Below are 24,917 nucleotides of genomic sequence, written 5' to 3' on the forward strand. Positions count from 1 at the left end.
AGATAGCACTCAGTTTTTTCGCTTCTGTGCTTTATTGCGTAAGCATCCCTATTTAAAAACTGTCCGGAGTATTGTAATAACTAAATTAGATTGCAGATCGGGCATTATACCAGCCCCGATCGCAACTGCAGACACGAGCAAAACTTCCAGCGCCCCTTCGCCAGATTGCCAAAATCTCAATTATGCTAACCTAGGCAAGCAGCAATCCCTTGTCACGAAGGCGATTAACATAATTTCAAACAATTTATTTTATTGAGGACCGGTGTATCCCGTATGGCAAACCTGATCGGCACAGACAGCAACGACTTTATTCTAGGAACTCCGCTGGGCGATCGAATTCGCGCCTTAGATGGCGATGACACGCCCCTGGGTGCGGGAGGAGATGACACCCTAGAGGGCGACGGCGGTAACGACCAGCTTCTTGGAGCGGACGGAGCAGATTCGCTGATTGGCGGTGAAGGAAACGACGAACTCATTGGCAACCAAGGGCGCGATTTTGCTTCCGGCGGGAACGGCGACGACTCGATTCGCGGCGGTTTGGGCAACGACATCCTCGAAGGCAACGACGGGATAGACAGCGTGGTGGGAGACGCTGGGGACGACTTAGTTTTTGGCAACGGAGGTTCTGATGTGATTGCCGGCGGTACTGGCAACGACACGCTCACAGGGAATGACGGCGACGATTCCGTGTTCGGCAATGCTGATGATGACTTTCTCTACGGGAATTTTGGGAACGATTCTCTCAACGGCGGCAGTGGTAGGGATCAAATGTTGGGCGCTGAGGGCAACGATTATTTGACCGCCAGCGACGGCGACGACACTTTGTACGGCAATGCCGACAACGATTCGCTCTTCGGAGACGGTGGTAATGACCAGATATTCGGCGGCAAGGCTGACGATACAGCTTTTGGCGGCAGCGGTTCCGATACCCTTCGCGGCGATGAAGCCGACGACTCGGTACTGGGAGATGAAGGTAATGACTTCCTGTTTGGCGGCAAAGGTAATGATGGTATCGACGGCGGTTTTGGCGATGACTCCTTGGCTGGAGGTATCGGCGACGATACCATTTTGGGAGGTTTCGGCAATGACAATTTATTTGGGGCAGAGGGTAATGATTCTCTGATCGGAGGTGAGGGTTCGGATACTCTGATTGGCGGCAGCGGCAGCGATGTCTTTGGATTGGGAGCCGGGCCTGGCAGTTTGGCTTTAATTACTGATTACAATGACACAGAGGATTTCTTTGGACTGCCGAGCAATTTATCTTTCGCTCAACTGCAAGTTCGCCAAGGTAACGGTGCCAATGTCAGGGATACAGTAATTACGACGCTCGATGGCAAGCTTTTAGCAATTTTGACAGACACTCCGGCCGCGCTGATCGAGGGGAATGATTTTATCGCTGTGACTGGGACGGCTACTCCCAGACCAACCACCATTACAACTACAACTACAACTACAGTTACCAGCACAACTACAGATCCAACTCTAACTCCAACTCCGACTGAGACGCCGACTCCAACTCCAACTCCAACTCCGACTCCGACTCCGACTCCGACTCCGACTCCAACGCCGACGCCGACTCCGACTCCGACTCCGACTCCGACTCCAACTCCCACAGCAGCACCGACTCCGACGCCGACTCCAACTCCCACAGCAGCACCGACTCCGACGCCAACTCCAACTCCCACAGCAGCACCGACTCCGACGCCAACTCCAACTCCGACAGCAGCACCGACCCCGACTCCGACAGCAGCACCGACCCCGACTCCGACTGCTTCGAGGATTCCAATTCCGCCGACAGTTAGCGTGCCTGATTCACCTCTGCTATCAATTAGTTCGATTCCCCCGACTCCCGGACTATTGCCAATGCCGGGTCAGACGCCGATATTCCCGACGGCGGTGCCGAACCCGATACCTTTTCCTACACCTGTTCCTACACCTTACGGGCTGTAGGGGCGATCGCGCAGCTCGCTGATGAGTGATGAGTTAATGTAAAACTCACTAAACTCATCACTCAAAACTATTTAACATCCTGGGGAGTTTCGGCCGAGTCTTCTGGCGACTCGGCTGGAGAATCTTCTAGGGGAGATAATTGTTGGGTGTACCCCAAGAGCGATCGAAGTTTCATGCGGTGGATGTAAGGCCAGCCGCCATTGGCTTCAATATTCCTGAGCAGTTTGTAAAGTGCTTGGCGGTTGTCGGGAAAAGACGCTTGAAACAAACCGTCGCGAATTTCCCGGTGCGAAGCTTCCAGTGTCCGCAGCAGGGCCAAAAGCAGCAGACTGTCTCCCTGACAATTTTCGGCTAAAGTCCGAATCGCCTCTGTCACTGATTGCATTTGAGACTGCAAATTTTCTGACTCTAAATCTTTGCCGTTGTCCATACCGCTGCTTCCTTTGAAATCTACAAGGCCTTTGTCCCCAGCCTTTTGGTCAACCGACTAATCGAGCTAGTCGCGATCGCCATTCGGGGTCATAAGCAAAGTAACTTAAGTAGGTTGACTTAAGCAATATTAATTTGCAGTCCAAGTCAGGAAAAGAGCACCACCCGTCGTACCATGTGTATTGGGCTGCGATCGGAACATGATTGAGAAATCATAAGTTCTTGCTTATTTTCACGCCGCACTAGCTTGATTGTGTGAGTCAATGCCGGTGTCGGTGAAGCGAGGGATCAGGATCTAAATGCTGCCCGAAGCGCTGGCCTAGCCTGCCGGCGGGCAATTATATTTTGCTCGAAGTAGGGCTTTTTCTTAATATAATCCGATGTTGGATATTGAGGTTTGCAATGAAATATCGTGCTTTAATTGTTGCACTTTTAGCATTTTGCATGAGTGCGCTGGTTGCTTGTTCTTCTGCTCCTGACACGACGGTGGCGACTACCGAGTTGCTCACCTACGACCAGATTAGAGGTACTGGATTGGCTAATAACTGCCCTAGCTTGGCAGAAACTTCTCGGGGATCGATCCCCATCGAAGGGGGCGCCACCTATAAACTGACTGGTTTGTGTTTGCAGCCCACAACTTATTTTGTGAAGGAAGAACCAGCAAACAAACGCCAAGAAGCTGAATTTGTGCCTGGTAAATTGCTGACCCGGTTCACGTCGAGCATTGACCAAGTTCAAGGTACGCTCAACGTCGGTACTGACGGCACTCTGACTTTCACAGAAGAAGACGGCTTGGATTTTCAAGCTATTACGATTCAGTTACCGGGCGGAGAGCAAGTACCTTTCTTGTTTACCATTAAACAGCTAGTGGCCAGTTCCGAACCGGGAGTGGTTGCTATCAATACTTCCACCGATTTGCGAGGGGAGTTTAACGTTCCTTCTTACCGCAGCGCAGGCTTTTTAGACCCTAAAGCTCGCGGGGTAGCGACTGGCTACGACAATGCTGTAGCGCTTCCGGCTAGTGACAATTCCAAACGCGTGCGGGCTAATGTTAAGGTCGCTGACACTCGCACCAAGGCGGGCAAAATTTCTCTCCAAGTTGCTAAAGTTAACAGCGCCACTGGCGAAATTGGCGGGATTTTTGAGAGTACGCAGCCTTCTGATACTGATTTGGGAGCTAGACCCGCTCTGGACGTGAAAATTCGGGGTTTGTTTTACGCTCGCATTGAGCCTTCTGTGTCATAAAATTGGCTTTCAGGATCGATCGAACTTGAGCAGTTTTTTGCCCTAGAGCTACTGCTCACCCTTCATTAGCCAACAGTCTGGAGCAACATAACTTAGGACTGTTGACTAATGACTACATTTATGATTTAATTTGGATAAATACCAAGTTATTAATTTGGTATTTTTAATTAATTAAAGTATTGTATTAAAACCGCTTTAAAATTATAATTTACTTAAAAAAATCCGGTTAAATTCTGGCTTGTGCCGAAGGTCTTCTTCCGGATAGAGTTCTGCATCCTGCCGAAAAAAATTCGGATAATCCAACTAAATCCCTGCACCTTCCGAAAATTAAACTGGTGTGTCCGCTATCACACCTATTAAGTGCTAGGATTACACTACCTAAAAGTGAATTTTTTTAGACTAGATTGGAAACTAGATCTAAAGCAAGCTCAGTCCTCTGCTCTACCCACCCTTATGCCACCATGTCTACCACAGTGCCGAACGAGCTAAAAAGCGAAAATTTGCAATTGTTGCGCGAGTATCAACTTTCTGGATCGAATGAAACCCGCAATCAGTTAGTTAAACTGAATATTGGGCTGGTCAGAAAAGAAGTTTATCACTGGATCAACCAGTGCGGTGAAAGCTACGACGATTTGCTGCAAGTCGGGTGTATTGGGTTGATCAGGGCGATAGAGCGGTTTGATATCGCCAAGGGGCACGCTTTTAGTTCCTTTGCAATTCCCTACATACGGGGTGAAATTCAACACTACTTGCGGGACAAAAGCCCTTCTGTCCGATTTCCCCGCCACTGGCAGTCCCTCGAACGCAAATCCGTAGCAGCAATCAAGGATTTGCAGGTGCAGTTAAACCGCAAACCTACCGATGCTGAGGTAGCAGCAGTCCTTGAGGTTTCTGTAGAAGAATGGCAAGAAATTAAATTAGCCCATCTCAACAGATCGCCTCTGAGTTTGGACGCGCCGGTGCAAGATGAAGATGAGGGGGCTAGTTGTCTGGGAGAATTGGTGCCCGATACTAAGTATCGGAGTTTTCAGTTGGCGCAAGAGGATCAAATTCGCGTACAGCAAGCTTTGGCTATGTTGGAACAACGGACTCGCGAGATATTGGAGTTTGTGTTTCTCTACGATTTGACCCAGAAAGAAACGGCTGAACGCTTGGGTATCAGTGCGGTGACTGTTTCTCGGCGAGTTAAGAAGGGGCTGGATTTGCTCAAGGAAATCATGACTAAACAGCTTTAGTCAGTTGACAGTTGACAGTTGACAGTGGGCAGTGGGCAGTTGACAGTTGACAGTTGTCAGTTACTGCCAATAACTAATCACTAATCATCGCTCACTAATGACAACTAATAACTACTGACTACTGCCCACGGACTAATTTTTAGATGCTGCGGACAAATTTATCCAGCCTTTCTACGGCTTTTTTAATTGTGCCTAAATCGGTGGCGTAAGACAAGCGAATATGGTCGTCTGCACCAAACGCAATCCCCGGAATAACTGCTACTTGCTGCTGTTCTAAGAAAGCGTCGCAAAATTCCAGAGAATTCATTCCAGTCTTGCTGATGTTGACAAACATATAGAAAGCACCGTCGGGTTTAATACAGCTAATCCCAGGGATAGCATCGAGTAATTCAAATATTACCTGACGCCTTTCGGCAAAAGCTAGACGCATTGTTTCGACAGACTCTTGACTGCTTTCCAAAGCTGCGATCGCCCCGTACTGTGCAAAAGTACATACATTTGAGGTACTGTGACCTTGAATCGTGCCGGTGGCTTTGATTAATTCGATCGGCCCGGCCAAATAACCGACTCGCCAGCCTGTCATCGAGTAAGCTTTAGCAAAACCGCTGCTGATTAGGGTGCGATCGAAGATTTCTTTGCCTAGGGAACCGATGCTGACGTGTTGAGCGCCGTCATATATAATTTTTTCGTAAATCTCGTCAGCAACGACAAAAATATCTCGATCGACTATCACCTCGGCCAATGCTTTGATTTCGGCCGGAGTATAAACCATTCCCGTCGGGTTAGAGGGCGAATTCAGTACAAATAACTTGGTTTTGGGAGTAATCGCTCGACTCAGTTGTTCCGGTGTAATTTTATATCCTGTAGAAGCATCAGTCTGTACAATTACTGGCTTGCCGCTGGCGAGTTTCACCATTTCTGGGTAGCTTAGCCAGTAGGGAGCCGGAATAATTACTTCTTCTCCAGGCTCGATCAGAGCCATCATCAGATTGTAGAGCGAATGCTTGCCGCCGTTGGTGACAATGATATTTTCCGGTTGATAGTTGAGATTATTGTCATCGCGGAGTTTGCGGGCGATCGCAGCTTTTAACTGCGGTTCCCCAGCCACAGGGCCGTACTTAGTCTTCCCCTCGTCTAAAGCTTGTTTTGCCGCTGCTTTAACGTGTTCGGGGGTATCAAAGTCTGGTTCTCCCGTACTCAAACTACAGACATCAATCCCTTCGGCCTTCATGGCTTTAGCCTTAGCGGCGATCGCCAAGGTTATAGAAGGAGAAACCTCACCCACTCGTGCTGCCAACTTAATCATTGGATTTTAGATATTAGATTTTTGACTTTAGATCATAGGGTGACAAATCTTGATATTCAACCCTGTTGTTAGGAAATTATGACATTTGTTTACATATAGTAAATCTAAAATCTAAAATCTAAAATCTAAAATCTAAAATTTAAAATCGATTGACATTATTATTGTACCATTTTTGATGCCTCATTACCCTCAACGCCGATCTGCAAGCTTATGGATCTCAAATCTCTGATTCGCGACATTCCTGATTTCCCCAAGCCGGGAATTATGTTTCGAGACATTACAACTTTGCTGCGCGACCCGCAAGGACTCAGTTATACCATTGACAACTTAGCCGAAAAATGCTCTGCAATGTCTGCTGACTATGTGGTGGGTATGGAATCGCGCGGCTTTATCTTTGGCGCGCCTTTGGCCTACAAAATGGGAATAGGCTTTATTCCTGTCCGCAAACCGGGGAAACTGCCCGGTGCGGTTCATTTTGCTGAGTACGAGTTGGAGTACGGTGTCGATCGACTGGAGATGCACCAAGATGCGATGACATCAGGCAGCCGGGTGCTGATTGTGGACGATTTAATCGCCACTGGCGGAACAGCGGCTGCGACGGCTAAGTTGTTAGAGCAAGCTGGCTGCGAGCTTGTCGGTTTTGCTTTTATCATTGAATTGCAGGCTTTGGGTGGCAGGCAGAAATTGCCGGATGTGCCGATCGTCACGCTAGTTGAATATTAGTTAGTTAACAGTTGACAGTTGACAGTTGACAGTTGACAGTTGAATAAAAACTACTGACAAATAATATCCTTGAGCTTTGCATCGGAATTATTCATCTCTCTCTTCTGCAGACTCTGTGATCTCTGCGTCAAGAGCGGTTAAATCATTCCGATGCAACCGCAATTAATATCATTCACAATTCTTCAAATCTAAAATCTAAAATCGTATGACTTCTATTAAATTGAATCGAAATTGGCGAATGTTGAATTCTCTGTTTGGCAGCGAGACATTTACTTATGTTTTAAAGCGACTGTTGCAGGCACTTTTAACCCTATTTTTGGCATCGATGCTTTGTTTTGCAATTATTGAGCTAGCACCGGGAAATTACTTGGATACTTTGAGCCAAAATCCCAAGATTTCGCCGGAGACACTCAAGCAACTCGAACAGCAGTTCGGCTTAGATAAACCAGCTATTGTGCAGTATTGGCTGTGGCTGCAACAAATTGTGACGCGGGGGAATTTTGGCACGAGTTTTGTGTATCAGCGATCGGTAGCTTCGCTGCTGTGGGAACGGGTACCGGCGACGTTATTAATGGCGATCGCATCTTTGATTGTGACATGGGCGATCGCGATTCCCTTGGGAATTGTCGCCGCCGTCAATCAAAACCGCACAGTCGATCGAGTTCTGCAAGTAGTCAGCTACACGGGACAGGGATTTCCCAGCTTTATCACAGCGTTGCTGCTGCTATTTTTTGCTCAGAATACTTCGCCTCTGTTTCCCGTCGGAGGAATGACAAGCATCGACCACGCAGACTTACCTTGGTGGAGTCAAATCCTCGATTACGGCTGGCACTTAATTTTGCCAACTGTCGCCCTCAGCCTTACTGGTTTTGCTGGTTTGCAAAGATTGATGCGCGGACAATTGTTAGACGTGCTCCGTCAAGATTATATCCGAACGGCGCGGGCGAAAGGTTTGCCGGACGATCGAGTAATTTACGTTCACGCTTTGCGGAATGCTGTTAATCCGTTGATTACGTTGTTGGGTTTTGAGTTTGCTAGTTTGTTGAGCGGTGCGTTTATTGCCGAATATTTCTTTAATTGGCCGGGTTTGGGAAAGCTGACGTTGGAGGCGGTGAACAATCAAGATTTGTATTTAGTAATGGCAAGTTTGATGATGGGCGCTACCATGTTGATTGTTGGGAATTTGTTGGCGGATTTGCTGCTGAAAGCTGTCGATCCTCGGATTAAGCTGGAAGATTTGAAATAGAAGACTTAATTCAGTAATAGAAGGTACGCAAGGGCGATTGGTAATAGTCAACAGTCAATAGTATTCCCATTACCCATGTCGGAGCGTTTTATGTCTGAACACAAACCAAACGAGTCTATGATTTTTACCCGCTTTGCCGACTGGTACAGGCATATTGACAGCCTTTCAGAAGACGCAAAGTGCACAGTTAAGATGTTGTTGAGAAAGGCTGGCACTGATGACGCACAAGAAGCGGAGCAGATACTTTCAAGCATGACAGAACTGGATCTCTCTCGCCATGGAAAGTATGACTATAAAATTACTGATATCAGCCCGTTGCGCGAGCTAGCCAATCTGACAAACCTGGAGATCGGCTACCATCAAATTACCGATATCAGCGCGTTACGCGAGCTAGCCAATCTGACAACCCTGGAGTTGACCTACAATCAAATTACCGATATCAGTGCGTTGCGCGAGCTAGCCAATCTGACAACCCTGAAGCTCGGCCGCAATCAAATTACCGATATCAGCGCGTTGCGCGAGCTCACCAATCTGACAACCCTGAAGCTCGGCTCCAATCAAATTACCGATATCAGCGCGTTGCGCGAGCTCACCAATCTGACCACACTGGATCTCGGCTCCAATCAAATTACCGATATCAGCGCGTTGCGCGAGTTCACCAATCTGACCACACTGGATCTCGGCTCCAATCAAATTACCGATATCAGCGCGTTGCGCGAGCTCACCAATCTGACCACACTGAATCTCAACTACAATCAAATTACCGACATCAGCGCGTTGCGCGAGCTCACCAATCTGACCACACTGAATCTCGACTTCTCTAAAATTGTCCCTATGTGCGTGTTAGGCGAACTCGCACAGAAACGTCTTACTCTCTCGACTAGACCAATTGATGGTCAAAAAGCCACAGAAGCCATCAAAGTTGCCTATGCCGCTATTGGTCTAGAAGAACCAGACGTTATTATTTGCAGCAGTCCCCGCGACGCTTATCTCCAAATCTTCAACTTGTTCAAACGCGACGATTCACAAAACTGCTCTGACGAATACAGCAATAGATGGGGGAAAAATATAGACCGAAAATGGATGTCCCCTATGGGAGAATTTGCAAGTCCGGCGGTGTGGAAGTATGAGCTCTATAGCATGACTATCGAGTCCGAAGCATACAGCACACTGAGTTCGCTAATGTACGAATGGGCTGAAAGCTATGTGCGATCGGAACAATGGAAGGGGAATGTTTTTCCCGATTATTTGGAGGGCCTGGAATACCCTGAAACTCCCACGACTTTGTTTAAGGAAATCTATTTGACTGAATGGTATATCTCTTCATTAGGCGTCAATATTTCGGAAAAGGCACAAGAAATACATCGCTGCCAAAAGCTGCTTTTCGAGGACTGCGGTTGGATATTTCCCTTTGAAAAGTTTTGCGCGGTGTGCGATCGCCCCCGGCACCTGCGCTTTGACAGTCAAAACCGCTTGCACGCGGAAGCAGAACCTGCGATCGAGTTTGCGGATGGATGGAATTTTTACTATTATCACGGTGTCAAATTGCCTGAAGAATACGGCAAAGTTCACCCAAATCAATGGCAATCCCAATGGCTTTTAGCAGAAGATAATGCCGAAGTTCGGCGAGTGTTAATTGAAGCAATTGGTTACGAGCGCATTTGTCAAGAGTTGCAAGCAAGACAAATAGATATTTGGCAGGAATATGCGCTATTACAAATAGATAATGCCGATGTCGAGCCGATTTGTTTGTTAAAAATGATTTGTCCGAGTACGGGATTCATTCACGCTTTGAGAGTGCCGCCTAACCTGACATCAGCTAGGGAGGCAATTCGGTGGGTAAATTGGGATATCGATCCAGAGGAATTTTCCGTGCAGACTTGATATAGCAGAAGGAAGAAGGAACAAGGAAGAAGGAACAAGGAAAGGAAGAGGGAAGAGGGAAGAAGGAAGAGTTAATATTAGCAAGGATTTCAACGATCGATAATGTCTTTGTGTTAATTTCAGAAACGAGATGACAATTCAGGGAAGAACGGGCTAGGCTAGCTGTAGACATCTATTTCGATCGGGATTTACACACGGGTGGCCAGAAACCGGGTTTTTTGTGAGAAGAAGCGTTATAGCCCGTAAAAACGACATAAAACCCGGTTTCTTTGGTTTTGATGCGTCTAGGACTGTTCGGGGCAGGAATGCACCGATAAAACTTCATTCACCCTCCAAACATGGCAAAACAACTAGCAATAGAAACTCGCGGGCTCACGAAACAATTCGATCGCCATATAGCAGTCAATGACATAGATTTGCAAGTAGCAGCAGGCGAAGTATGCGGACTGATCGGCCCCAACGGTGCCGGCAAAACTACTTTGCTGCGAATGCTGGCGGCCGCTGAGGAACCGACTATAGGGGAAATTTACATCAACGGCGATAGGTTATTGCGCGATCGATCGCACCCAATTCTCAAACAGCGCATTGGCTTTCTTCCCGACGACTTTCCCCTCTACGACGACTTGACTGTTTGGGATTATTTAGACTATTTTGCGCGACTCTACAACCTCCAGCAACCGCGCCGCCGAGAGCGAATCAACTCCGTGTTAGAACTCGTGCAACTAACCAACAAGCGCAACAGCTTAATTTCCACCCTGTCGCGGGGGATGAAACAGCGCCTGAGTTTGGGGAGAACTATTATCCACGAACCGCTGTTGCTGTTGTTAGACGAACCCGTTTCTGGCTTAGATCCGATCGCCCGAATGCAGTTCCGCGAAATTATCAAAGTTTTGCAAGAAGCCGGCATGACCGTAGTCATATCATCTCACGTCCTCAGCGATTTAGCCGAACTTTGTACCTGGGTGGGTATCATGGAACTCGGATATCTGGTCGAAAGCGCACCTTTACAAGAACTTTACAAACGCCTCAGCCGCCAGCAAATTTTCATGTCGGTTTTAGGAAATAAATTAGAAGCGCTAACATCCGCATTAAAAAACTTTCCTTGGGTGGAAAATTGGGCAATAATCCCGGAAACTCAACAGGTGTGCGTTGATTTTTCAGGAAGCCCGGAAGATGCGGCAAATTTATTACGCGAACTCGTAGCCGCCAACATTCCCCTAACCGAATTCCACTGCACTCAAGAAGACTTAGAAACCATCTTCCTCAAAATGGGACACAAGCAAGCATCCTAATTTGCTTTTTCCCTCGTTACCAAGATGAACCGTGAGTTATAACTAACTCATCACCCATTCCCAATCACGAATAACTAATGACACTCAACTTATTAGATAAAATCGGCAACTGGAATCCCCAGTTATTTCGAGAAATTAAAGGCCGCTTGAAAATGGGCAATATCGCGATCGCCTCTGCCCTTTCCCTAAGCGGTCAACTGCTGCTGTTCATGTATTTCAGAGCCCAGATACCCGTTCCCCCTGCTAATGGGGAATACACTAATCCCATCTATCACAGATTTTGCACTTTAGATGAGGCCGCCAATTCCTATGAAAAAATCTGCGTCAGAGATGCCTTCAGCAACTTTGTCATTAACTGGCGGGAGTGGTGGCTAGAGATATTCGTTTGGCTGAGCATATTTAGCGTCTTAGCTTTATTAGTAGCAGGGACTTATCTACTTGTCAGTGACTTAGACAAGGAGGAACGCCGTGACACGCTCAACTTTATTCGCCTCAGTCCCCAGTCTGCCAAAACAATTTTTCTAGGCAAAATTCTTGGCGTACCAATTTTACTTTATTTAGCAACAATTCTGGCCATACCCCTGCACCTGTACGCTGGATTAGCTGCTCAAATACCCCTGAATGAAATTTTATGTTTCTACATAGCGGTTGTAGCTAGCTGTGCTTTGTTTTACAGCAGTGCGATGCTATTTGGATTGACAACCAGTTGGTTGGGAGGATTTCAACCTTGGTTGGGTAGCGCTACGGTTTTTGTTGTGTTTGGGATGTCTGTGATCCAGTTAACGCGAACTGCTTGGGATTTGCTAACATTTTTGTCTCCCATTCCTATCCTGAGATATCTGCTTTTTGGAGTTGGTGTTAATAACAATCATGCTTTCAAGTGGTTAGTTGCAAATTTAGACAAGTTGCAATGGTTTTACTCGCCAGTGGGTACAAATATTGCGAGTGTTCTTGCTTTGTCTCTATTGGTTTGTGGTACAGGAACCTATTGGATGTGGCAGGGATGGCAGCGCCGCTTTCCAAATCCCACTGCTACAGTTTTGAGCAAGCGACAAAGTTATTTGGTAGTTATCTGCTGTCAGCTAATAATTTTAGGGTTTGGACTCCAATCAAGTCTCGCATCCTACGGTAATAGCAGCGGTTTACTTGTCGTGAATTTGCTGATGTTCTTAACTTTAATTGCAGCTTTAACATCTGACAGACAATCTTTGTACGATTGGGCAAGGTATAGGCAACAAATCGTTCCCAGCAGTCAGAAGTTGTGGCGACGCTACCCGCTACTCGATTTAATTTGGAGCGAAAAAAGTCCGGCTGGAGTGGCGATCGCGATTAATCTCCTCAGCTCAGTGATAATTTTAACACCTTTGACGCTGTTTCAAAAAATTGAGACACAAGAATTTGGGGGCGTAATTTGCTGCCTTAATCTAATCCTAATTTACGCAGCCATCACCCAACTATTCCTATTTACCAAAACCCGAAATCAGGAAATTTGGGCCGCCGGCACTGTCGGTAGCGCTATCTTGTTGCCACCTTTGATTTTATCTATGCTGTTGCTAACCCCAGAAAAAGCTCCTATTTTCTGGTTGTCTTCAACATTTGCTAGCTTTTGGTCTTCGTCGTCTCTCGTAGCGTCAGGAAATACCATTTTGTTCTCCATACTCAGTCAGTGGACTGTCTTGGTGTTGTTGAATCTCAAATTGCGATCGCAACTGAGACTCGCAGGGCAATCAGCTTCTAAAGCACTGCTGAAAGCTTGAAAAAGCTGGGGAAGGGATTAAACGTGAAACTCCGATTCAGGCAGGGATTTAAACCCCTGCCTGAAAGCTTAAGTCGTCTGAGAACGACTGTTTAACTAACTTATTATGCCAATTCCGCATTTATAATCCACTTTATATTGAGCGATGGTGGTCGCCACCACACACACAAAGCCCCCCTTCGCAGGCTTTAAGATTAAAGTTGAAAAATAATTTCTGACTGGACAGATCCAAAATTATAGAGTCAGCGTATATTACTAATGAAAGCAGTACAAAATTTCACAGGTTCGCACCGCTAAAAATTTCAGCTTGCCTGTTTGCAGTTGAGCTGCGATCGCCCTTGGCTACACACCCAACTATAAAATACGGCTAAGTGATCGGTATTTAGGAGTGAGTTTATTTGAATCCGGGGGCGGGTTTATATATCATTTTAGCTGCGTGTAATACTTTTATGGCAACCCACCCCTACAGCAGAAAATAAGAAAAACTATCCTCAAAGTGCGAATTTGTGATATTTTGACTGAGAATACCGCCACCGTTAGGCAACAGAAGTATCAAATTTAGAGGGTGATTAGAGCATGGCAGAAATTAGAGGCACCGCCCAAGCAGACTTGCTTGCAGGAACTCCAGAAAATGACCTAATTTTTGGTTTGATGGGCAATGACACCATTACCGCCAACTCTGGTAATGACAGTATTTATGGAGGAAAACAAAGCGATTTAATTGAGGGCAATTTAGGTCAGGATTCGCTATTTGGAGATTTAGAGAACGACACTATTAACGGTGGAGACGGTAACGATTTTTTAGTGGGCGGAAAAGGCAGCGATTCCATATCGGGAAACTCCGGCAATGATGTTTTGTCGGGCGATCGAGATACTGATATCCTGATAGGCGGAGACGGGGCAGACTTATTTGTTTTGAGGCGCTACGCTGAGGCAGATCCTGGTCGTACCAGCGGCGGTGTTAGTCTGGCAAATGCAGACGCGATCGCCGATTTTGTACCAGGTACAGATTTAATCGGTTTGGGGGAAGGTCTCAGTTTTAGCGACTTAAATATTCTCGAAGCTGGAAACAATACTGTTATCCAAGACCGCGTAACAGGAGAATTTCTCGCTACCCTCCAAGGGGTGAGACAAAGTGCGATTAACCAGGCAAGTTTCACTAATAATATTAGCAGCGTTGTTCCCAATCCCCCGCCTCCAGCGCGGACAACGGCTTATGCTTTAACTCCTGCTAATCGGATTGTTGGTTTTAGCCTTTCCAATCCGGGAAGTGTGATCTCAGATTTGCCCGTGACTGGATTGCAAGCGGGAGAAAGTTTGCTGGGAATTGATTATCGGCCGGCTAACGGTTTGCTTTACGGTGTGGGTTCTAGCAATCGCTTGTATACTGTCAATCCGATGACTGGGGAAGCAAGTCCAGTCGGTAACGGGGAGTTTGCTGTTCCCCTAACTCCGGGGGCTGCGGGTTTTGATTTCAATCCGACAGTCGATCGAATTCGGTTTGTCAATCAAGCCGATCAAAACGCCCGCCTCAACCCGGATACCGGGGCACTTGTGGATTTTGACACGCTGGCGGGGGGAATTCAACTCGACGGGAATTTGGCTTATGCTGCGGGCGATCGCAATTTTGGAAGTTCTCCGGCTGCTGCTGGGGCTGCGTATGTGAATAACTTTGCCGGCGCAACTTCGACGACGCTGTTTGCAATTGACAGCGATTTGGATGTTTTGGTGCGCCAAGATCCTCCGAATAATGGAGTTTTGAATACGATCGGATCTTTGGGAGTTGATGCTACTAGCGTTCTCGGCTTTGATGTCAGGAGTATTGGCGGCCGCGAGGTGGCAGTGGCGGCGCTCGAAGTTGGGGGCGTTTCGGGCTTGTACAATATCAATTTAAGTAGCGGTCAAGCTTCCTTTGTCGGTCAAATTGCCGACGGGAGACAGATTAACGGTTTGGCTTTGCCTTTGCCTACAGCTTACGCTTTAACTGTCAGAAATGGCGCTGAAACAATTGTCGGTTTTAACGAGGCGGGACCGCGGGCGATTCTCAGTGACGCAGCAGTTACGGGGTTGCAGCCGGGAGAAAGTTTGCTGGGAATAGATTTTCGCCCCGCTAACGGTTTGCTTTACGGTGTCGGTTCTAGCAATCGCTTGTACGCGATTAATCCGGTTACTGGGGCTGCAAGTCAAGTCGGTAGCGGGCAGTTTGCTGTTCCCCTAACTCCGGGGGCTGCGGGTTTTGATTTCAATCCGACAGTCGATCGAATTCGGTTTGTCAATCAAGCCGGTCAAAACGCCCGCCTCAACCCGGATACTGGGGCACTTGTAGATTTTGACACGCTGACGGGGGGAATTCAACTTGACGGGAATTTGGCTTACCGGACTGGCGATCGCAATTTTGGCAATCCCGGCGCTGCTGCTGGGGCTGCGTATGTGAATAACTTTGCAGGGGCAACTTCGACGACACTATTTGCAATTGACACCAATTTAGATATTTTGGTGCGTCAAGATCCGCCGAATAATGGAGTGTTGAATACGATCGGATCTTTGGGAATTGATGCTGGTACTGTTCTCGGCTTTGATATCAGGAGTGTTAACGGTAACGAGACGGCTTTGGCTGCGATCGAGGTTGGCGGAGTTTCCAGCCTATACAATATCAATTTGACGACTGGTCAAGCTTCAATTGTCGGTCAAATTGGTGACGGGCGAGGGATTAAAGGTTTAGCACTGACTTTGATTTAACTGCTAGATTTCCAGCGATTTTAGGCATCAATTATCTAGTTTTTAGGTAGAAAATTGAAAACAACTCAACTTTTCTACAATCTGAAATTGTCAGTCTAAAATCGTTTGGGCAATTCCCAATTCCCAATTTGAGGTAACATATTATTTTGACAACCAAGATAAGATGTTATCTCAAGTTTTTTACTTGCTACGTTCCCGCAGTGATGGCAAATATCTCTGTGCCAATCCGAATCCCGATGCGGCAGTGAGTTACCTGCTCATGTTTCGCGAAGACTATGACGCTTTGAGCTATCTCAACGCCCACGCTGCTGATGTTGCCGATCGATTCGGAGTAGAATCGATTTCCGGTTCTCAGGTAAAAAAGCTACTTGAACGTTGGGGATTTAACGGTGTGGGGGTTGTTCAAGACCCGCTGTTACCCAATATTGAGTTTTTATTGACAAAGGATTGACAATTGACAAGATTTGCTATACACCCGGTTTCAGGAAGAAATCGGGTTTTTTCGTGATGTTTTTAGGCGATCGCTCGATCGAGCTTGTACACTTCTATGCCCCATATTTAGTGGAAATTGTGAAATTTGTCAAGCTTTTACCCTAAATCTGAATCCTGTTGTATATTCGTAGTCTGTTGATTTATTCCGACACGTCAGTACACAACCTATGGTTCGAGAATTAGAGCGATCGAGTGCCAGCGAGAAACGCAACCCGTCCGATTTCCCCGAAACAGCACCCGCAGCCAATCCAGTATTTTTTAGGACTTACAGTCGCCGTACCGAGACGGGAAGGGAGACTTGGGCCCAAGTGTGCGATCGAACTGTCAAGGGGTTGCAAAAGCTGGGAAACCTCACCCCCGAAGAAACACAACTGCTGCACCGGATGCAAAACCAGCTCAAAACCCTCGCTTCAGGCCGCTGGCTGTGGGTAGGTGGCAGCAAATGGATCGAGCAACCAGAGAATTTTTCCGGCGCATATAATTGCTCCTCAACAAATATTCTCGACTGGCGTTCCTTTGGTTTGTTGATGGATTTGGCAATGATGGGCTGCGGCACTGGGGCAGTATTGGAACCACAATATATCAACCAACTGCCGCCGATTCGCAACCGTTTAACTCTAACCATGCAAGGCGCAATCGGCTCTACACCCGCGCAGTCGCGCCGTGAAGAAACAGAAGTAAAAATAGCAGAAAAAACCGCAACTATTTATGTCGGAGATTCTCGCCAAGGTTGGGTAAACTCCTATCAAACTTTGCTGGAATTATCCACAGATGAAAGATTTGCAGGAGAAGTTCAAGTATTTATCGATTTGAGCGACGTTCGCCCCGTGGGAGAACCTTTAAAAGGTTTTGGCGGAGTAGCAAATCCGGTGAAATTGCCCGACCTTTATCAGCGCTGCGCCGCTATTTTGAATAAAGCTTTAGGGCGGCAGTTAAATTCTGTTGAATGCTGCGTGTTGATTGACGAAGCTGCGGTCACGATCGTCGCAGGAAATATTCGCCGCTGTTTGCCCGAAGATGCCCTAGTTCATACTTCTAAAGGACTCGTTCCCATTTGCGACGTGCAAGTGGGTGACTTAGTGCAGACTCCTCTAGGATTCAGGCGAGTGGTTGATAAATTCGACCAAGGATTTCAAGATGTCTACGAAATAGAAACTAATGGCACTTATCCTAGAGCAACTTTAAACCACTCTCAAGCAGTGCTGGCAGATGCTAGAGGCACAATTGTGTGGAAATCAGTGGCTAATTTAGCTGAGGGCGATCGCCTCCTGCACAACACACAAGTTTTACCTGGGACAATTACCTATTTGCCTGCTGACTTTACAATGTCTCGGCCCTCAAAAAGCCGAACAGCTAAGTCGTTTGTAATTCCTGAACTGACAAGTGAAGTTGCTTGGCTGATTGGGTTTACTCACGGTGATGGCTATGTAGCTATTGGTCGCAATAAATACGGTAAACCCTACGGCCGTGTTGAATGGGCAATGAACGCGTTAGATACAGAACTGACACCGAAAATTCAAGCTAAAATCAATGCTGGTTTAGCTTGGTTTGGCTTGACTGCTATTCATGGCAACATCAAGGGTGAAAATACCGCTAAATCTATCTGTTCATCTATACGATTAGCTGAATACTTCCATCGCTACATCAAGCAGCCAAATCTTCCCTTAGCAATTCCTAGTTTTATTTTGCAGGGTTCAGTAGATATCCGAGCAGCTTATCTAGCGGGATTAATGGACAGTGACGGCTCTATTAATAGCCGGCCCCCTCATCTAGTGACCTCAGTATATCGGTCATTTGTGAGACAAATAAGCGCAGTTTTATCCAGCTTGGGTATTGCTGGCAGAATTATCACCAATTATCCCCAGCAACAAGGATGGCAAATTAAGTACAGCATCACGATTCCAGCATTTAAACAGCGTTATAACGCTTTGATTTCACCTCACTCTCTTAAGGGAGAACTGCGTCAAGGGCTGAAAATGTATGGTTTTACCGTTCCCGGTGTGATAATGCGGGAAGCTTACACATACAGCGAGATGCGAGAAATGGGGTTCCAAGGTTCCCGCACCGTTGATGCTAATTACGAACGCTATATCGTTGAGACTGATATCTCATTAGATATTCCAGTCACAGTCAAAGGAATAGGCAGTTACGATCATGTCAAAACCTACGATATTGAAGTTGAAGAAGCTCATTGTTTCTACTGCGATGGTTATCTGACGCATAACAGTGCCGGAATGAGACAATTCTTTGCCGATGACGAACTGGGCGCAAATGCTAAAAACAATCTGTGGCAGCAAGATGAAAATGGCAACTGGAGAATAGATCCAGAACGCGATGCCCTTCGGATGGCCAACCATACGCGAGTTTTCCATACCAAACCTACACTAGAAGAATGTATTGATGCTGTCCGCAAACAGTATTACAGCGGCGAAGGTGCGATTCAATGGGCCGGCGAAGCTGTAGCTCGATCTAACGTTGATTTACTTTCAACACCAAGTCTTAAACTTGAATTTTTGAAAGCTTACGACGAAGGAAAAGCTAAAGAGTGGTTGCAGGAACGCCATCCTAATATGACCGCTAGCGAGTTAGAGCATCGGTTAGTCCGTGTGGGCTTAAACCCGTGTGGTAAGTAATTTTGCCTCACGTAAAAAACCTCGCAAAATCGGAGAAGACTGAGATGTTAACTCCGAGGTAAGTAAGGGAATTAAAAATCCTTTACCACCGTAGAGCGTACCGGGTGAACCTTCTTTTTTGAAGAATATAATCCTGGCAAGAGTGCGGGGCATTTACAACTAAAGTAAATGAAAAAGTACGCCGAGCTACAGGGAAAGTTGAATCTGTAGAACTAAAGGATAAAAAGCCTTTAGGGTAACAAAAATGGAAATCATCGGCTCTAATTTTCACTGTAATTTGGCGGAGGTTCACCTCAATCAAATTGATCCTTACAACTTCAAAGAACAGGAGGAAGCTTTCAGGGCTGCGGCTCTATCTGTCGCGGTACTTCTCAATCACAAATTTCTTGAACCCCGCTATCAATACAGCCGCGAACTAGACCCGATTGTCGGCGTATCTTTCACGGGATTATTCGATTTCTTCGTTCATGCTTTTGGCGTTGAGTGGCTGCGCTGGTGGGTGGAAGGCCGGCCGCAAACTGCCCAGGGAATCGCTTTTAAACAGCGGGAAGAAGAGTATTTGAGTGGTTGGCGGGAGATTGTGAATCGGGTAGTATGGGATTATTGCGATCGCCATTCCTTAAAACGCCCAAATCGCTGCACAACGGTTCAACCATCGGGTACTAAATCTCTGCTGACAGGTGCTTCGCCGGGGTGGCATCCGCCGAAAGCCCAGCGTTTCATTCGCCGAATCACTTTCGGCAAAAACGACCCCGTAGCCCTCGCCTGCATCGACTACGGATACAATGTGATTCCGTCTCAATCTGACAAGGATGAAAACGGCAATTTGCTGAACAATCCCTTCGATGAACGCTGCACGGAATGGCTGGTAGAAATACCTGTTGCAGTAAGTTGGGCTGATTTACCCGGTGCTGATGAAATTGACATTAACAAGTTCTCAGCGGCGGCACAAATGGACTTTTATATGCAGGTGCAAAAGTTCTATGTGCGACATAACACTTCAGCCACGATTGAACTGCGCGAAAATGAAGTAGAAAGTTTGGGTACTCGGATTTACGAAGCGATTCGCGATGATGAAGGCTACATTTCCGCAGCGCTTTTAGCTCGGTTTGATGCTCTTGAAACTTTCCCGCGTCTGCCCTTTGAACCGATAAACAAAGAAACTTACACCAAGATGGTGGAAGAGACTTTAGCGCGCCGCGAAATTGATGTTTTTCACGCGGCTTTGAGTCGCTATGACTTAGGTGAAATGATGGATTCGGGGCCGGCGGGTTGCGATTCTGATAAGTGTCTGATGCCGGAGACTAAGGCTATGTAATAGCCTTGAAGGAAATCCCCCAAATGGGGGATTTTTTTTAGGTTTAATTGCAGATAAACATAAAATCGTAGATACTGTCTTGGTCGGTCAAGGGGTAGCGTTCAAATAATTGGGGTCGAAAGGCTTTTGGGATTTTAAAATCCCAAAAGCCAAATGCACTAACTTCCGATATCAGGGAAAAAACGTACATTGAGTGGGGGCGGGTTGCTCAGATTAGTAATTTTTGGCGATTATGGTTGGTAAAAGTCTGCCCTACAGGAATTGGGGTTTAATGTTCCGCTTTCAAAAGATTGAATTGCTCGGTATCAATGCGATTTGCTCGATACAAAACTTCAGCTATTTCCGAAAGCGCTAACACTGAATGTGCGCGATAACCGTTGGCCTGCATCTTATCTTTGACTCCCTGTTCGTGGTCGATTAATACCACAATATCTTCCACATTCAAGCCAGCCGATTTTAACTTAGCCGCGCCTTCCATCACGCTTTTGCCGCTAATCAAAATGTCATCGACTACGACAATCGTTTCTCCTGCCTGAAAATGCCCCTCAATCAATTTGCCGGCACCGTAAGTTTTTACCTCCTTGCGCGGGAAAATCATCGGGCGTTCCATCCGCAAGGCTAAACCGGTTGCTGTGGGTAAAGAACCGTAGGGAATTCCGGCAATGCGATCGAATTTTAAGTTTTTAAGAATGTCTGCATAAGCGCTGACAATTTGGTGGAAAATCTGGGGAATGGAGATAATTTTCCGCAAGTCGATATAATATGGAAATACGGCGCCCGATGCTTGTACGTGGTCGCCAAAAACTACGCAGCCGATGTCATAAAGTTGCAAGATTAAATCGCGGTGAGGTTCCGGTTGCAAAAAGCAAACATCGGGCAGCCACAATTCGCAAGTGGGACTACCTTCGATCGCCCGCAGCCTCTGTTGATTAATATTATCCCGCAATTTCTCAATTTCTTGGCGCGGCTCTTTCCCCGCTAATAAAATCGGGGGGACTGGCAGCAATAAACCTTCACCATTCTTGCTTAAACCGGCCGCCAGCAGTTGTGCCAGGTCGTTTTCTTCTGTCAGGTCATTTTCTTCGGCGATGTCTCCTTCAACTAAAATTAGGCGTTCAGGAGCAGCTTGGCGGATGCGCGCCAACATATCCGGCATTACTCCTACTTCTAAACCGACTTTTTCGGGAGTTCCCCAAGTTTGAGAGAGTCGGACTAAGTGCAAGTAAAAAGGGTTTTTTGGCGTGGGGTATTCTTGCACAGCCTCGGCGGAGGAGTTGGCGGTGGCACAGAGTACAAAAACAGTTTTTCCCGCGTATAACAAAAAAGGCGCTACTTGGTCGAATCCGGCATAGGGACTTAAGGTAATCGCGTCAACTCGCCAGTCTTGAAATACAATTTTGGCAAACACTGTGCTGGTGTTTAAATCGCAGTGTTTGGCATCTAAAATTACTGGCAGGTGAGGGGGAATAATTGTTAAAATTTGTTCCAGCAATGCCCAACCGGGAATACCGAGAGATTGGTAAAAACCGAGGGTGATTTTGCAGGCACAAATTAAATCGGCTGTTTCGTCGATCGCACTTTTTAGCTTTGACAACAAATCAGTTACAAAACTTTGAGTTTCCTCCCCAGTCATGGAAACCAGCGGGGGCAAGGTTTCTGGGTCTGGATCGAGGGCTAAATACAGCAAACTTTGATTGGTTTCAACAGCCGCTAACAGTTTATCGAAAAAGTCGGTTCGTTCCGTCATAATTTGTTAGGAAGGTAAGGGGAATTAAAAAAATTGCAGATCAAAGTGAAAGGGGTGTTGTGCCGGAAGAAACCGATCCCCGTTGAAATTGAAATTAAGAATCTTTTAAGATTGTAGAATGTAAAGAGCAGGAAATCTGTAACTTTGGGAGCAGTTTCATGGGGAATGATTTTCGGGTTGGCTACACCGGTAATTGCACCTAAGCCACAGCAAGTCAATTAGTTGTGGTAAACTAACCAGTGTCCGGGCGGGGATTTGATCGGGATTCCCTGGGGCAGGCGAGTTTAGCAAATGCGGATTGGCCAGGAACAGATTTGAGAAAAGCAAATTTTAGGGAAGCTAATTTATCGGGGGCAAATTTGAGCGGGGCTTGTTTGTGGCAAGCTAATTTACAAGGCGCTAATTTGACTCAAGTTAATTTGATCCAGAGCTCGTTTGACGGGGTTAATTGAAAAAATATTACCTTTGTAGGTGTTATTTCGGTTGACGGTAGTATTAAATAGAAGCAGAAGCTACAGCAATGCCCGCCTTATATTATGGATAGTAATAAATGATCGGTACGATCGACTTTACGATTTGGGACGAGTTGCTGCAACGCTACGTTGACGATTTCGGCCGCGTCAATTATCGGCGTTGGAAAGCTGAGGGGGCGGATGTTTTGAGGGGGTGGCTGGGAAGTTTGGCGGATGTGGATTTGGCGGAATGTACTGATGCGGATGCGCGGCTGGCGTTGTGGCTGAATGCGTACAATGCGATCGCAATTTCTCAAGTTCTGGAAGTATATCCGATCGCGTCCATCCGTCCCAAAGTTTTGGGAATTCCCAACTGGCTGAGTTTTTTGGATTTTTTCACTCGTTCAAATTCGATTATTGGCGGCAAAAAGTACAGTCTCAATCAAATCGAACACGCAATTTTGCGGCCGGAATTTGCCGAACCGCGCATCCATTTTGCATTAGTTTGCGCTTCTGTCGGGTGCCCGCTGCTGCGCCGGGGGGCTTATTTCCCAGAGTCGGTACGGACTCAACTAGAAGCGGATGCCAGCCGTTTTATTCACAATCCTGATAAGGTGCGATATGATGCCGAGAAAAAGACGCTTTATTTGAGCAAGATTTTTAAGTGGTACGGGGAGGATTTTGTAAAGGCGGCGGGTTCGGTGGCTGAGTATGTGGCCGGTTATTTGGGGCCGGAGGCGGCTGTGGGCGATGGATGGGCGATCGTTTTTTTGCCTTACGACTGGAATTTAAATCGGGTTGATGGATAAAATTTGCGCCTAGGGGTAGGTGTTTTTTTGAGGGAGTAATTTTTTTCGGCTGTCGTTACCCCTTCAAATTGCCAGATTCAACAGGGCGATCGGATGACTCTGAGGCGATCAACTGTGACCAGGTGAGAGGCGATCGGACTGCTGGCACTGGCAAGGGTTGGAAATGCACCATCTGGCGGGGTCTAGAGGGTTTTGGGGTGATTGGATAGGTGGCACGGTTGAAGGGGTTTAAATCGCATCACAGGCACGGCTCGCACGGTTGCAACGGCTGGCACGGCTGGCAAGGTCTAGCGGCAAGGTCTAGCGGTTGGAGCGCTGGCAAGGTCTAGCGCGGTCGGAGTGGTGGTGGTCTAACTTTTTTGCTTCAGACTTGCACGTTAAAACAGCATACTTTTTTAAAAACCTAAAACGACAGAAAACCCGCCAGAGTTGGAGTCTAGCTGGTTCTGTTTTGTATCTAATTCATTCTGGGGTATCTTTTGTGTAACTCTGCCAAGGCTTCCTCATAATCCTCTACAGAAATATCCCACTTTGCTCTATCCGGCTCAATCCGCTCGGCATGGTAGATAATGTCTCTCTCCATATCTATTGAGCCTCTATCCTCTGTGTCACGCGCCTCATACAGGATTTTTGTTGCCCAGAGAGGGTCTGTCCTATGAGGATCGTTTTCGTGAATTTGCTTCATGCGCTTCAAGTAAGCATCGATAATTTTGCTCATTATGGTTATGCAGGGAAAGTCAACTATCTTGACCTAGTGACACTGTTTAGAGTCATAGGCAGGAAAATTATAGTTTCCCCGCCTAGATTTATTTAGCAAAGTAAGGTTGATGATATTCTCACGTCACTATCTAAAAATGGTGTGACTGTTAGCGAAACTTACAAGTTGCAATCAACCTAAATCCCTATCAGGGATTGAAACATGGCCTCAATCAGGTTGAGGGTGGAGATTTTCACTAATCGGTAGGTGGTTAGATGAATGCTAACCAATTAGCTATTGATCCGCCATTAAACCTCTCCACTCAAAATCTGTTGAACCGTCAAACTTAGCTGTGGAAACATCGGAGATACGATCGCCTCTCCATCCCGAAATACCCCAACCTCAACATATTGCCCATCCTGAAGCCGCAAAACCGTCACGACTTGTTCAATTGGATCGATAACCCAATACTCTGCAATGCCCCGCGCTGCGTACTGAGCTCGTTTGCGAGCGTAATCCCGATCGCTGCCCAGTCTACCCGGACTGACTACCTCCACAACAAACCGAGGAGGCAACATATCGAAAGTGATAGTTAGCCTGGTTGCTGTCAGCGGAATGTGTTCAGGTTCCAGAATTATCAAATCGGGGTAGCGGTTGGCTGCATCTCCCGATCCTCTTCGAGGGCTTCGCCAACGCAAAACGGCAACTTGAACCTCGCAATTATGCGTTTTAATCAGTCTAAGTGGCACTAGCCCGCTGCTAGCCAGATAGAAAAATAGATAGTTAGCAATGAAATTATTAGGTTCAGATTCTGGCGGCAAAGCGATTAACTCGCCATCAATTAACTCATAGCGTTGATCCGTCTCATTTGAGTAATTAAGGTACTCATCAAAAGTTAATTTTTTAGATTGAGCTTGTACCATAAAGTTACATTCCTTAATTTATTCGTCCCTTGCTGCTGAGA

19 protein-coding genes and 2 pseudogenes are annotated in these 24,917 nt (G+C 46.7%); 16 read left to right on the top strand and 5 right to left on the bottom strand.

What is annotated here, in order from left to right:
* Positions 1-273 precede the first annotated feature (273 nt).
* Positions 274-1,950, top strand: coding sequence for a calcium-binding protein (locus tag QUA27_RS17235; protein WP_333069281.1), 1,677 nt, complete (start codon positions 274-276; stop codon positions 1,948-1,950).
* 67 nt (positions 1,951-2,017) lie between these two features.
* On the opposite strand, the gene QUA27_RS17240 is transcribed toward QUA27_RS17235, so the two are convergent.
* Complete coding sequence (locus tag QUA27_RS17240) at positions 2,018-2,380, bottom strand: hypothetical protein (RefSeq protein WP_333069282.1); 363 nt, start codon at positions 2,378-2,380, stop codon at positions 2,018-2,020.
* Between the two features lie 401 nt (positions 2,381-2,781).
* Here QUA27_RS17240 and QUA27_RS17245 point away from each other — a divergent pair, with 401 nt between their 5' ends.
* Positions 2,782-3,624, top strand: a complete 843-nt coding sequence (locus tag QUA27_RS17245) for a photosystem II manganese-stabilizing polypeptide (RefSeq protein ID WP_333069283.1) — start codon at positions 2,782-2,784, stop codon at positions 3,622-3,624.
* 461 nt (positions 3,625-4,085) lie between these two features.
* Positions 4,086-4,859 carry an RNA polymerase sigma factor SigF gene (locus QUA27_RS17250; RefSeq protein ID WP_333069284.1) on the top strand — a complete coding sequence of 258 codons (774 nt, stop codon included), beginning with the start codon at positions 4,086-4,088 and terminating at the stop codon, positions 4,857-4,859.
* A gap of 139 nt (positions 4,860-4,998) precedes the next feature.
* Here the strand turns inward: QUA27_RS17250 and QUA27_RS17255 are convergent, their stop codons facing one another.
* Entirely contained in the window at positions 4,999-6,165 is a 1,167-nt protein-coding gene (locus QUA27_RS17255) for a pyridoxal phosphate-dependent aminotransferase (RefSeq protein WP_333069285.1), read from the bottom strand.
* 210 nt (positions 6,166-6,375) lie between these two features.
* Here QUA27_RS17255 and QUA27_RS17260 point away from each other — a divergent pair, with 210 nt between their 5' ends.
* From QUA27_RS17260 to nrdJ, 10 genes and pseudogenes are all read left to right on the top strand, one after another.
* Positions 6,376-6,888, top strand: coding sequence for an adenine phosphoribosyltransferase (locus QUA27_RS17260; RefSeq protein WP_333069287.1), 513 nt, complete (start codon positions 6,376-6,378; stop codon positions 6,886-6,888).
* A 205-nt stretch (positions 6,889-7,093) separates the two neighbouring features.
* Positions 7,094-8,134: an ABC transporter permease gene (locus QUA27_RS17265; RefSeq protein WP_333069288.1), complete on the top strand. Its 1,041-nt coding sequence runs from the start codon at positions 7,094-7,096 to the stop codon at positions 8,132-8,134.
* Positions 8,135-8,386: 252 nt separating this feature from the next.
* Positions 8,387-8,947, top strand: a pseudogene (locus QUA27_RS27440) (leucine-rich repeat domain-containing protein); the annotation flags it as partial.
* A 567-nt stretch (positions 8,948-9,514) separates the two neighbouring features.
* Positions 9,515-10,018 (top strand): annotated as a pseudogene (locus tag QUA27_RS27445) (DUF6745 domain-containing protein); the annotation flags it as partial.
* 338 nt (positions 10,019-10,356) lie between these two features.
* Positions 10,357-11,310, top strand: coding sequence for an ABC transporter ATP-binding protein (locus QUA27_RS17275; protein ID WP_333069291.1), 954 nt, complete (start codon positions 10,357-10,359; stop codon positions 11,308-11,310).
* Positions 11,311-11,387: 77 nt separating this feature from the next.
* Positions 11,388-13,067 carry a hypothetical protein gene (locus QUA27_RS17280; protein ID WP_333069292.1) on the top strand — a complete coding sequence of 560 codons (1,680 nt, stop codon included), beginning with the start codon at positions 11,388-11,390 and terminating at the stop codon, positions 13,065-13,067.
* A gap of 575 nt (positions 13,068-13,642) precedes the next feature.
* The gene (locus QUA27_RS17285; protein WP_333069294.1) at positions 13,643-15,805 is read left to right on the top strand and encodes a DUF4394 domain-containing protein; all 2,163 of its coding nucleotides are present in this window, start codon (positions 13,643-13,645) and stop codon (positions 15,803-15,805) included.
* Positions 15,806-15,968: 163 nt separating this feature from the next.
* The gene (locus QUA27_RS17290; RefSeq protein WP_333069295.1) at positions 15,969-16,256 is read left to right on the top strand and encodes a hypothetical protein; all 288 of its coding nucleotides are present in this window, start codon (positions 15,969-15,971) and stop codon (positions 16,254-16,256) included.
* Positions 16,257-16,464: 208 nt separating this feature from the next.
* Positions 16,465-18,930 carry an LAGLIDADG family homing endonuclease gene (locus QUA27_RS17295; RefSeq protein ID WP_333069296.1) on the top strand — a complete coding sequence of 822 codons (2,466 nt, stop codon included), beginning with the start codon at positions 16,465-16,467 and terminating at the stop codon, positions 18,928-18,930.
* 244 nt (positions 18,931-19,174) lie between these two features.
* Positions 19,175-20,248 carry a ribonucleoside-triphosphate reductase, adenosylcobalamin-dependent gene (nrdJ, locus tag QUA27_RS17300; protein WP_333069297.1) on the top strand — a complete coding sequence of 358 codons (1,074 nt, stop codon included), beginning with the start codon at positions 19,175-19,177 and terminating at the stop codon, positions 20,246-20,248.
* A 268-nt stretch (positions 20,249-20,516) separates the two neighbouring features.
* Here nrdJ and QUA27_RS17305 read toward each other — a convergent pair whose 3' ends face one another.
* The gene (locus QUA27_RS17305; RefSeq protein WP_333069299.1) at positions 20,517-21,995 is read right to left on the bottom strand and encodes a bifunctional orotidine-5'-phosphate decarboxylase/orotate phosphoribosyltransferase; all 1,479 of its coding nucleotides are present in this window, start codon (positions 21,993-21,995) and stop codon (positions 20,517-20,519) included.
* A 239-nt stretch (positions 21,996-22,234) separates the two neighbouring features.
* Here QUA27_RS17305 and QUA27_RS17310 point away from each other — a divergent pair, with 239 nt between their 5' ends.
* The 3 genes from QUA27_RS17310 (at position 22,235) to QUA27_RS17320 (ending at position 23,465) form a co-directional block, all read left to right on the top strand.
* Entirely contained in the window at positions 22,235-22,447 is a 213-nt protein-coding gene (locus tag QUA27_RS17310) for a pentapeptide repeat-containing protein (RefSeq protein ID WP_333069300.1), read from the top strand.
* Between the two features lie 98 nt (positions 22,448-22,545).
* Positions 22,546-23,256: a DUF547 domain-containing protein gene (locus QUA27_RS17315; RefSeq protein WP_333069301.1), complete on the top strand. Its 711-nt coding sequence runs from the start codon at positions 22,546-22,548 to the stop codon at positions 23,254-23,256.
* A gap of 68 nt (positions 23,257-23,324) precedes the next feature.
* Positions 23,325-23,465, top strand: a complete 141-nt coding sequence (locus tag QUA27_RS17320; protein ID WP_333069302.1) for a hypothetical protein — start codon at positions 23,325-23,327, stop codon at positions 23,463-23,465.
* Between the two features lie 248 nt (positions 23,466-23,713).
* Here QUA27_RS17320 and QUA27_RS17325 read toward each other — a convergent pair whose 3' ends face one another.
* On the bottom strand, positions 23,714-23,974 hold the full coding sequence (locus tag QUA27_RS17325; RefSeq protein ID WP_333069303.1) for a hypothetical protein: 261 nt from the start codon (positions 23,972-23,974) through the stop codon (positions 23,714-23,716).
* Positions 23,975-24,261: 287 nt separating this feature from the next.
* The gene (locus tag QUA27_RS17330) at positions 24,262-24,876 is read right to left on the bottom strand and encodes a Uma2 family endonuclease (RefSeq protein WP_333069304.1); all 615 of its coding nucleotides are present in this window, start codon (positions 24,874-24,876) and stop codon (positions 24,262-24,264) included.
* Positions 24,877-24,917: the final 41 nt, after the last annotated feature.

Source organism: Microcoleus harperi Pol14_C6 (assembly GCF_036701295.1).
In the GTDB taxonomy this organism is placed as follows: domain Bacteria; phylum Cyanobacteriota; class Cyanobacteriia; order Cyanobacteriales; family Microcoleaceae; genus Microcoleus.

What these genes read in the sequence shown, in the direction of transcription:
- QUA27_RS17295 (WP_333069296.1), top strand. Translation starts at nt 16,465, where the DNA reads ATGGTTCGAGAATTAGAGCGATCGAGTGCCAGCGAGAAACGCAACCCG.
- QUA27_RS17260 (WP_333069287.1), top strand. Translation starts at nt 6,376, where the DNA reads ATGGATCTCAAATCTCTGATTCGCGACATTCCTGATTTCCCCAAGCCG.
- QUA27_RS17285 (WP_333069294.1), top strand. Translation starts at nt 13,643, where the DNA reads ATGGCAGAAATTAGAGGCACCGCCCAAGCAGACTTGCTTGCAGGAACT.
- nrdJ (WP_333069297.1), top strand. Translation starts at nt 19,175, where the DNA reads ATGGAAATCATCGGCTCTAATTTTCACTGTAATTTGGCGGAGGTTCAC.
- QUA27_RS17250 (WP_333069284.1), top strand. Translation starts at nt 4,086, where the DNA reads ATGTCTACCACAGTGCCGAACGAGCTAAAAAGCGAAAATTTGCAATTG.
- QUA27_RS17315 (WP_333069301.1), top strand. Translation starts at nt 22,546, where the DNA reads ATGATCGGTACGATCGACTTTACGATTTGGGACGAGTTGCTGCAACGC.
- QUA27_RS17245 (WP_333069283.1), top strand. Translation starts at nt 2,782, where the DNA reads ATGAAATATCGTGCTTTAATTGTTGCACTTTTAGCATTTTGCATGAGT.
- QUA27_RS17305 (WP_333069299.1), bottom strand. Translation starts at nt 21,995, where the DNA reads ATGACGGAACGAACCGACTTTTTCGATAAACTGTTAGCGGCTGTTGAA.
- QUA27_RS17240 (WP_333069282.1), bottom strand. Translation starts at nt 2,380, where the DNA reads ATGGACAACGGCAAAGATTTAGAGTCAGAAAATTTGCAGTCTCAAATG.
- QUA27_RS17325 (WP_333069303.1), bottom strand. Translation starts at nt 23,974, where the DNA reads ATGAGCAAAATTATCGATGCTTACTTGAAGCGCATGAAGCAAATTCAC.
- QUA27_RS17255 (WP_333069285.1), bottom strand. Translation starts at nt 6,165, where the DNA reads ATGATTAAGTTGGCAGCACGAGTGGGTGAGGTTTCTCCTTCTATAACC.
- QUA27_RS17330 (WP_333069304.1), bottom strand. Translation starts at nt 24,876, where the DNA reads ATGGTACAAGCTCAATCTAAAAAATTAACTTTTGATGAGTACCTTAAT.
- QUA27_RS17280 (WP_333069292.1), top strand. Translation starts at nt 11,388, where the DNA reads ATGACACTCAACTTATTAGATAAAATCGGCAACTGGAATCCCCAGTTA.
- QUA27_RS17290 (WP_333069295.1), top strand. Translation starts at nt 15,969, where the DNA reads ATGTTATCTCAAGTTTTTTACTTGCTACGTTCCCGCAGTGATGGCAAA.
- QUA27_RS17275 (WP_333069291.1), top strand. Translation starts at nt 10,357, where the DNA reads ATGGCAAAACAACTAGCAATAGAAACTCGCGGGCTCACGAAACAATTC.
- QUA27_RS17235 (WP_333069281.1), top strand. Translation starts at nt 274, where the DNA reads ATGGCAAACCTGATCGGCACAGACAGCAACGACTTTATTCTAGGAACT.
- QUA27_RS17265 (WP_333069288.1), top strand. Translation starts at nt 7,094, where the DNA reads ATGACTTCTATTAAATTGAATCGAAATTGGCGAATGTTGAATTCTCTG.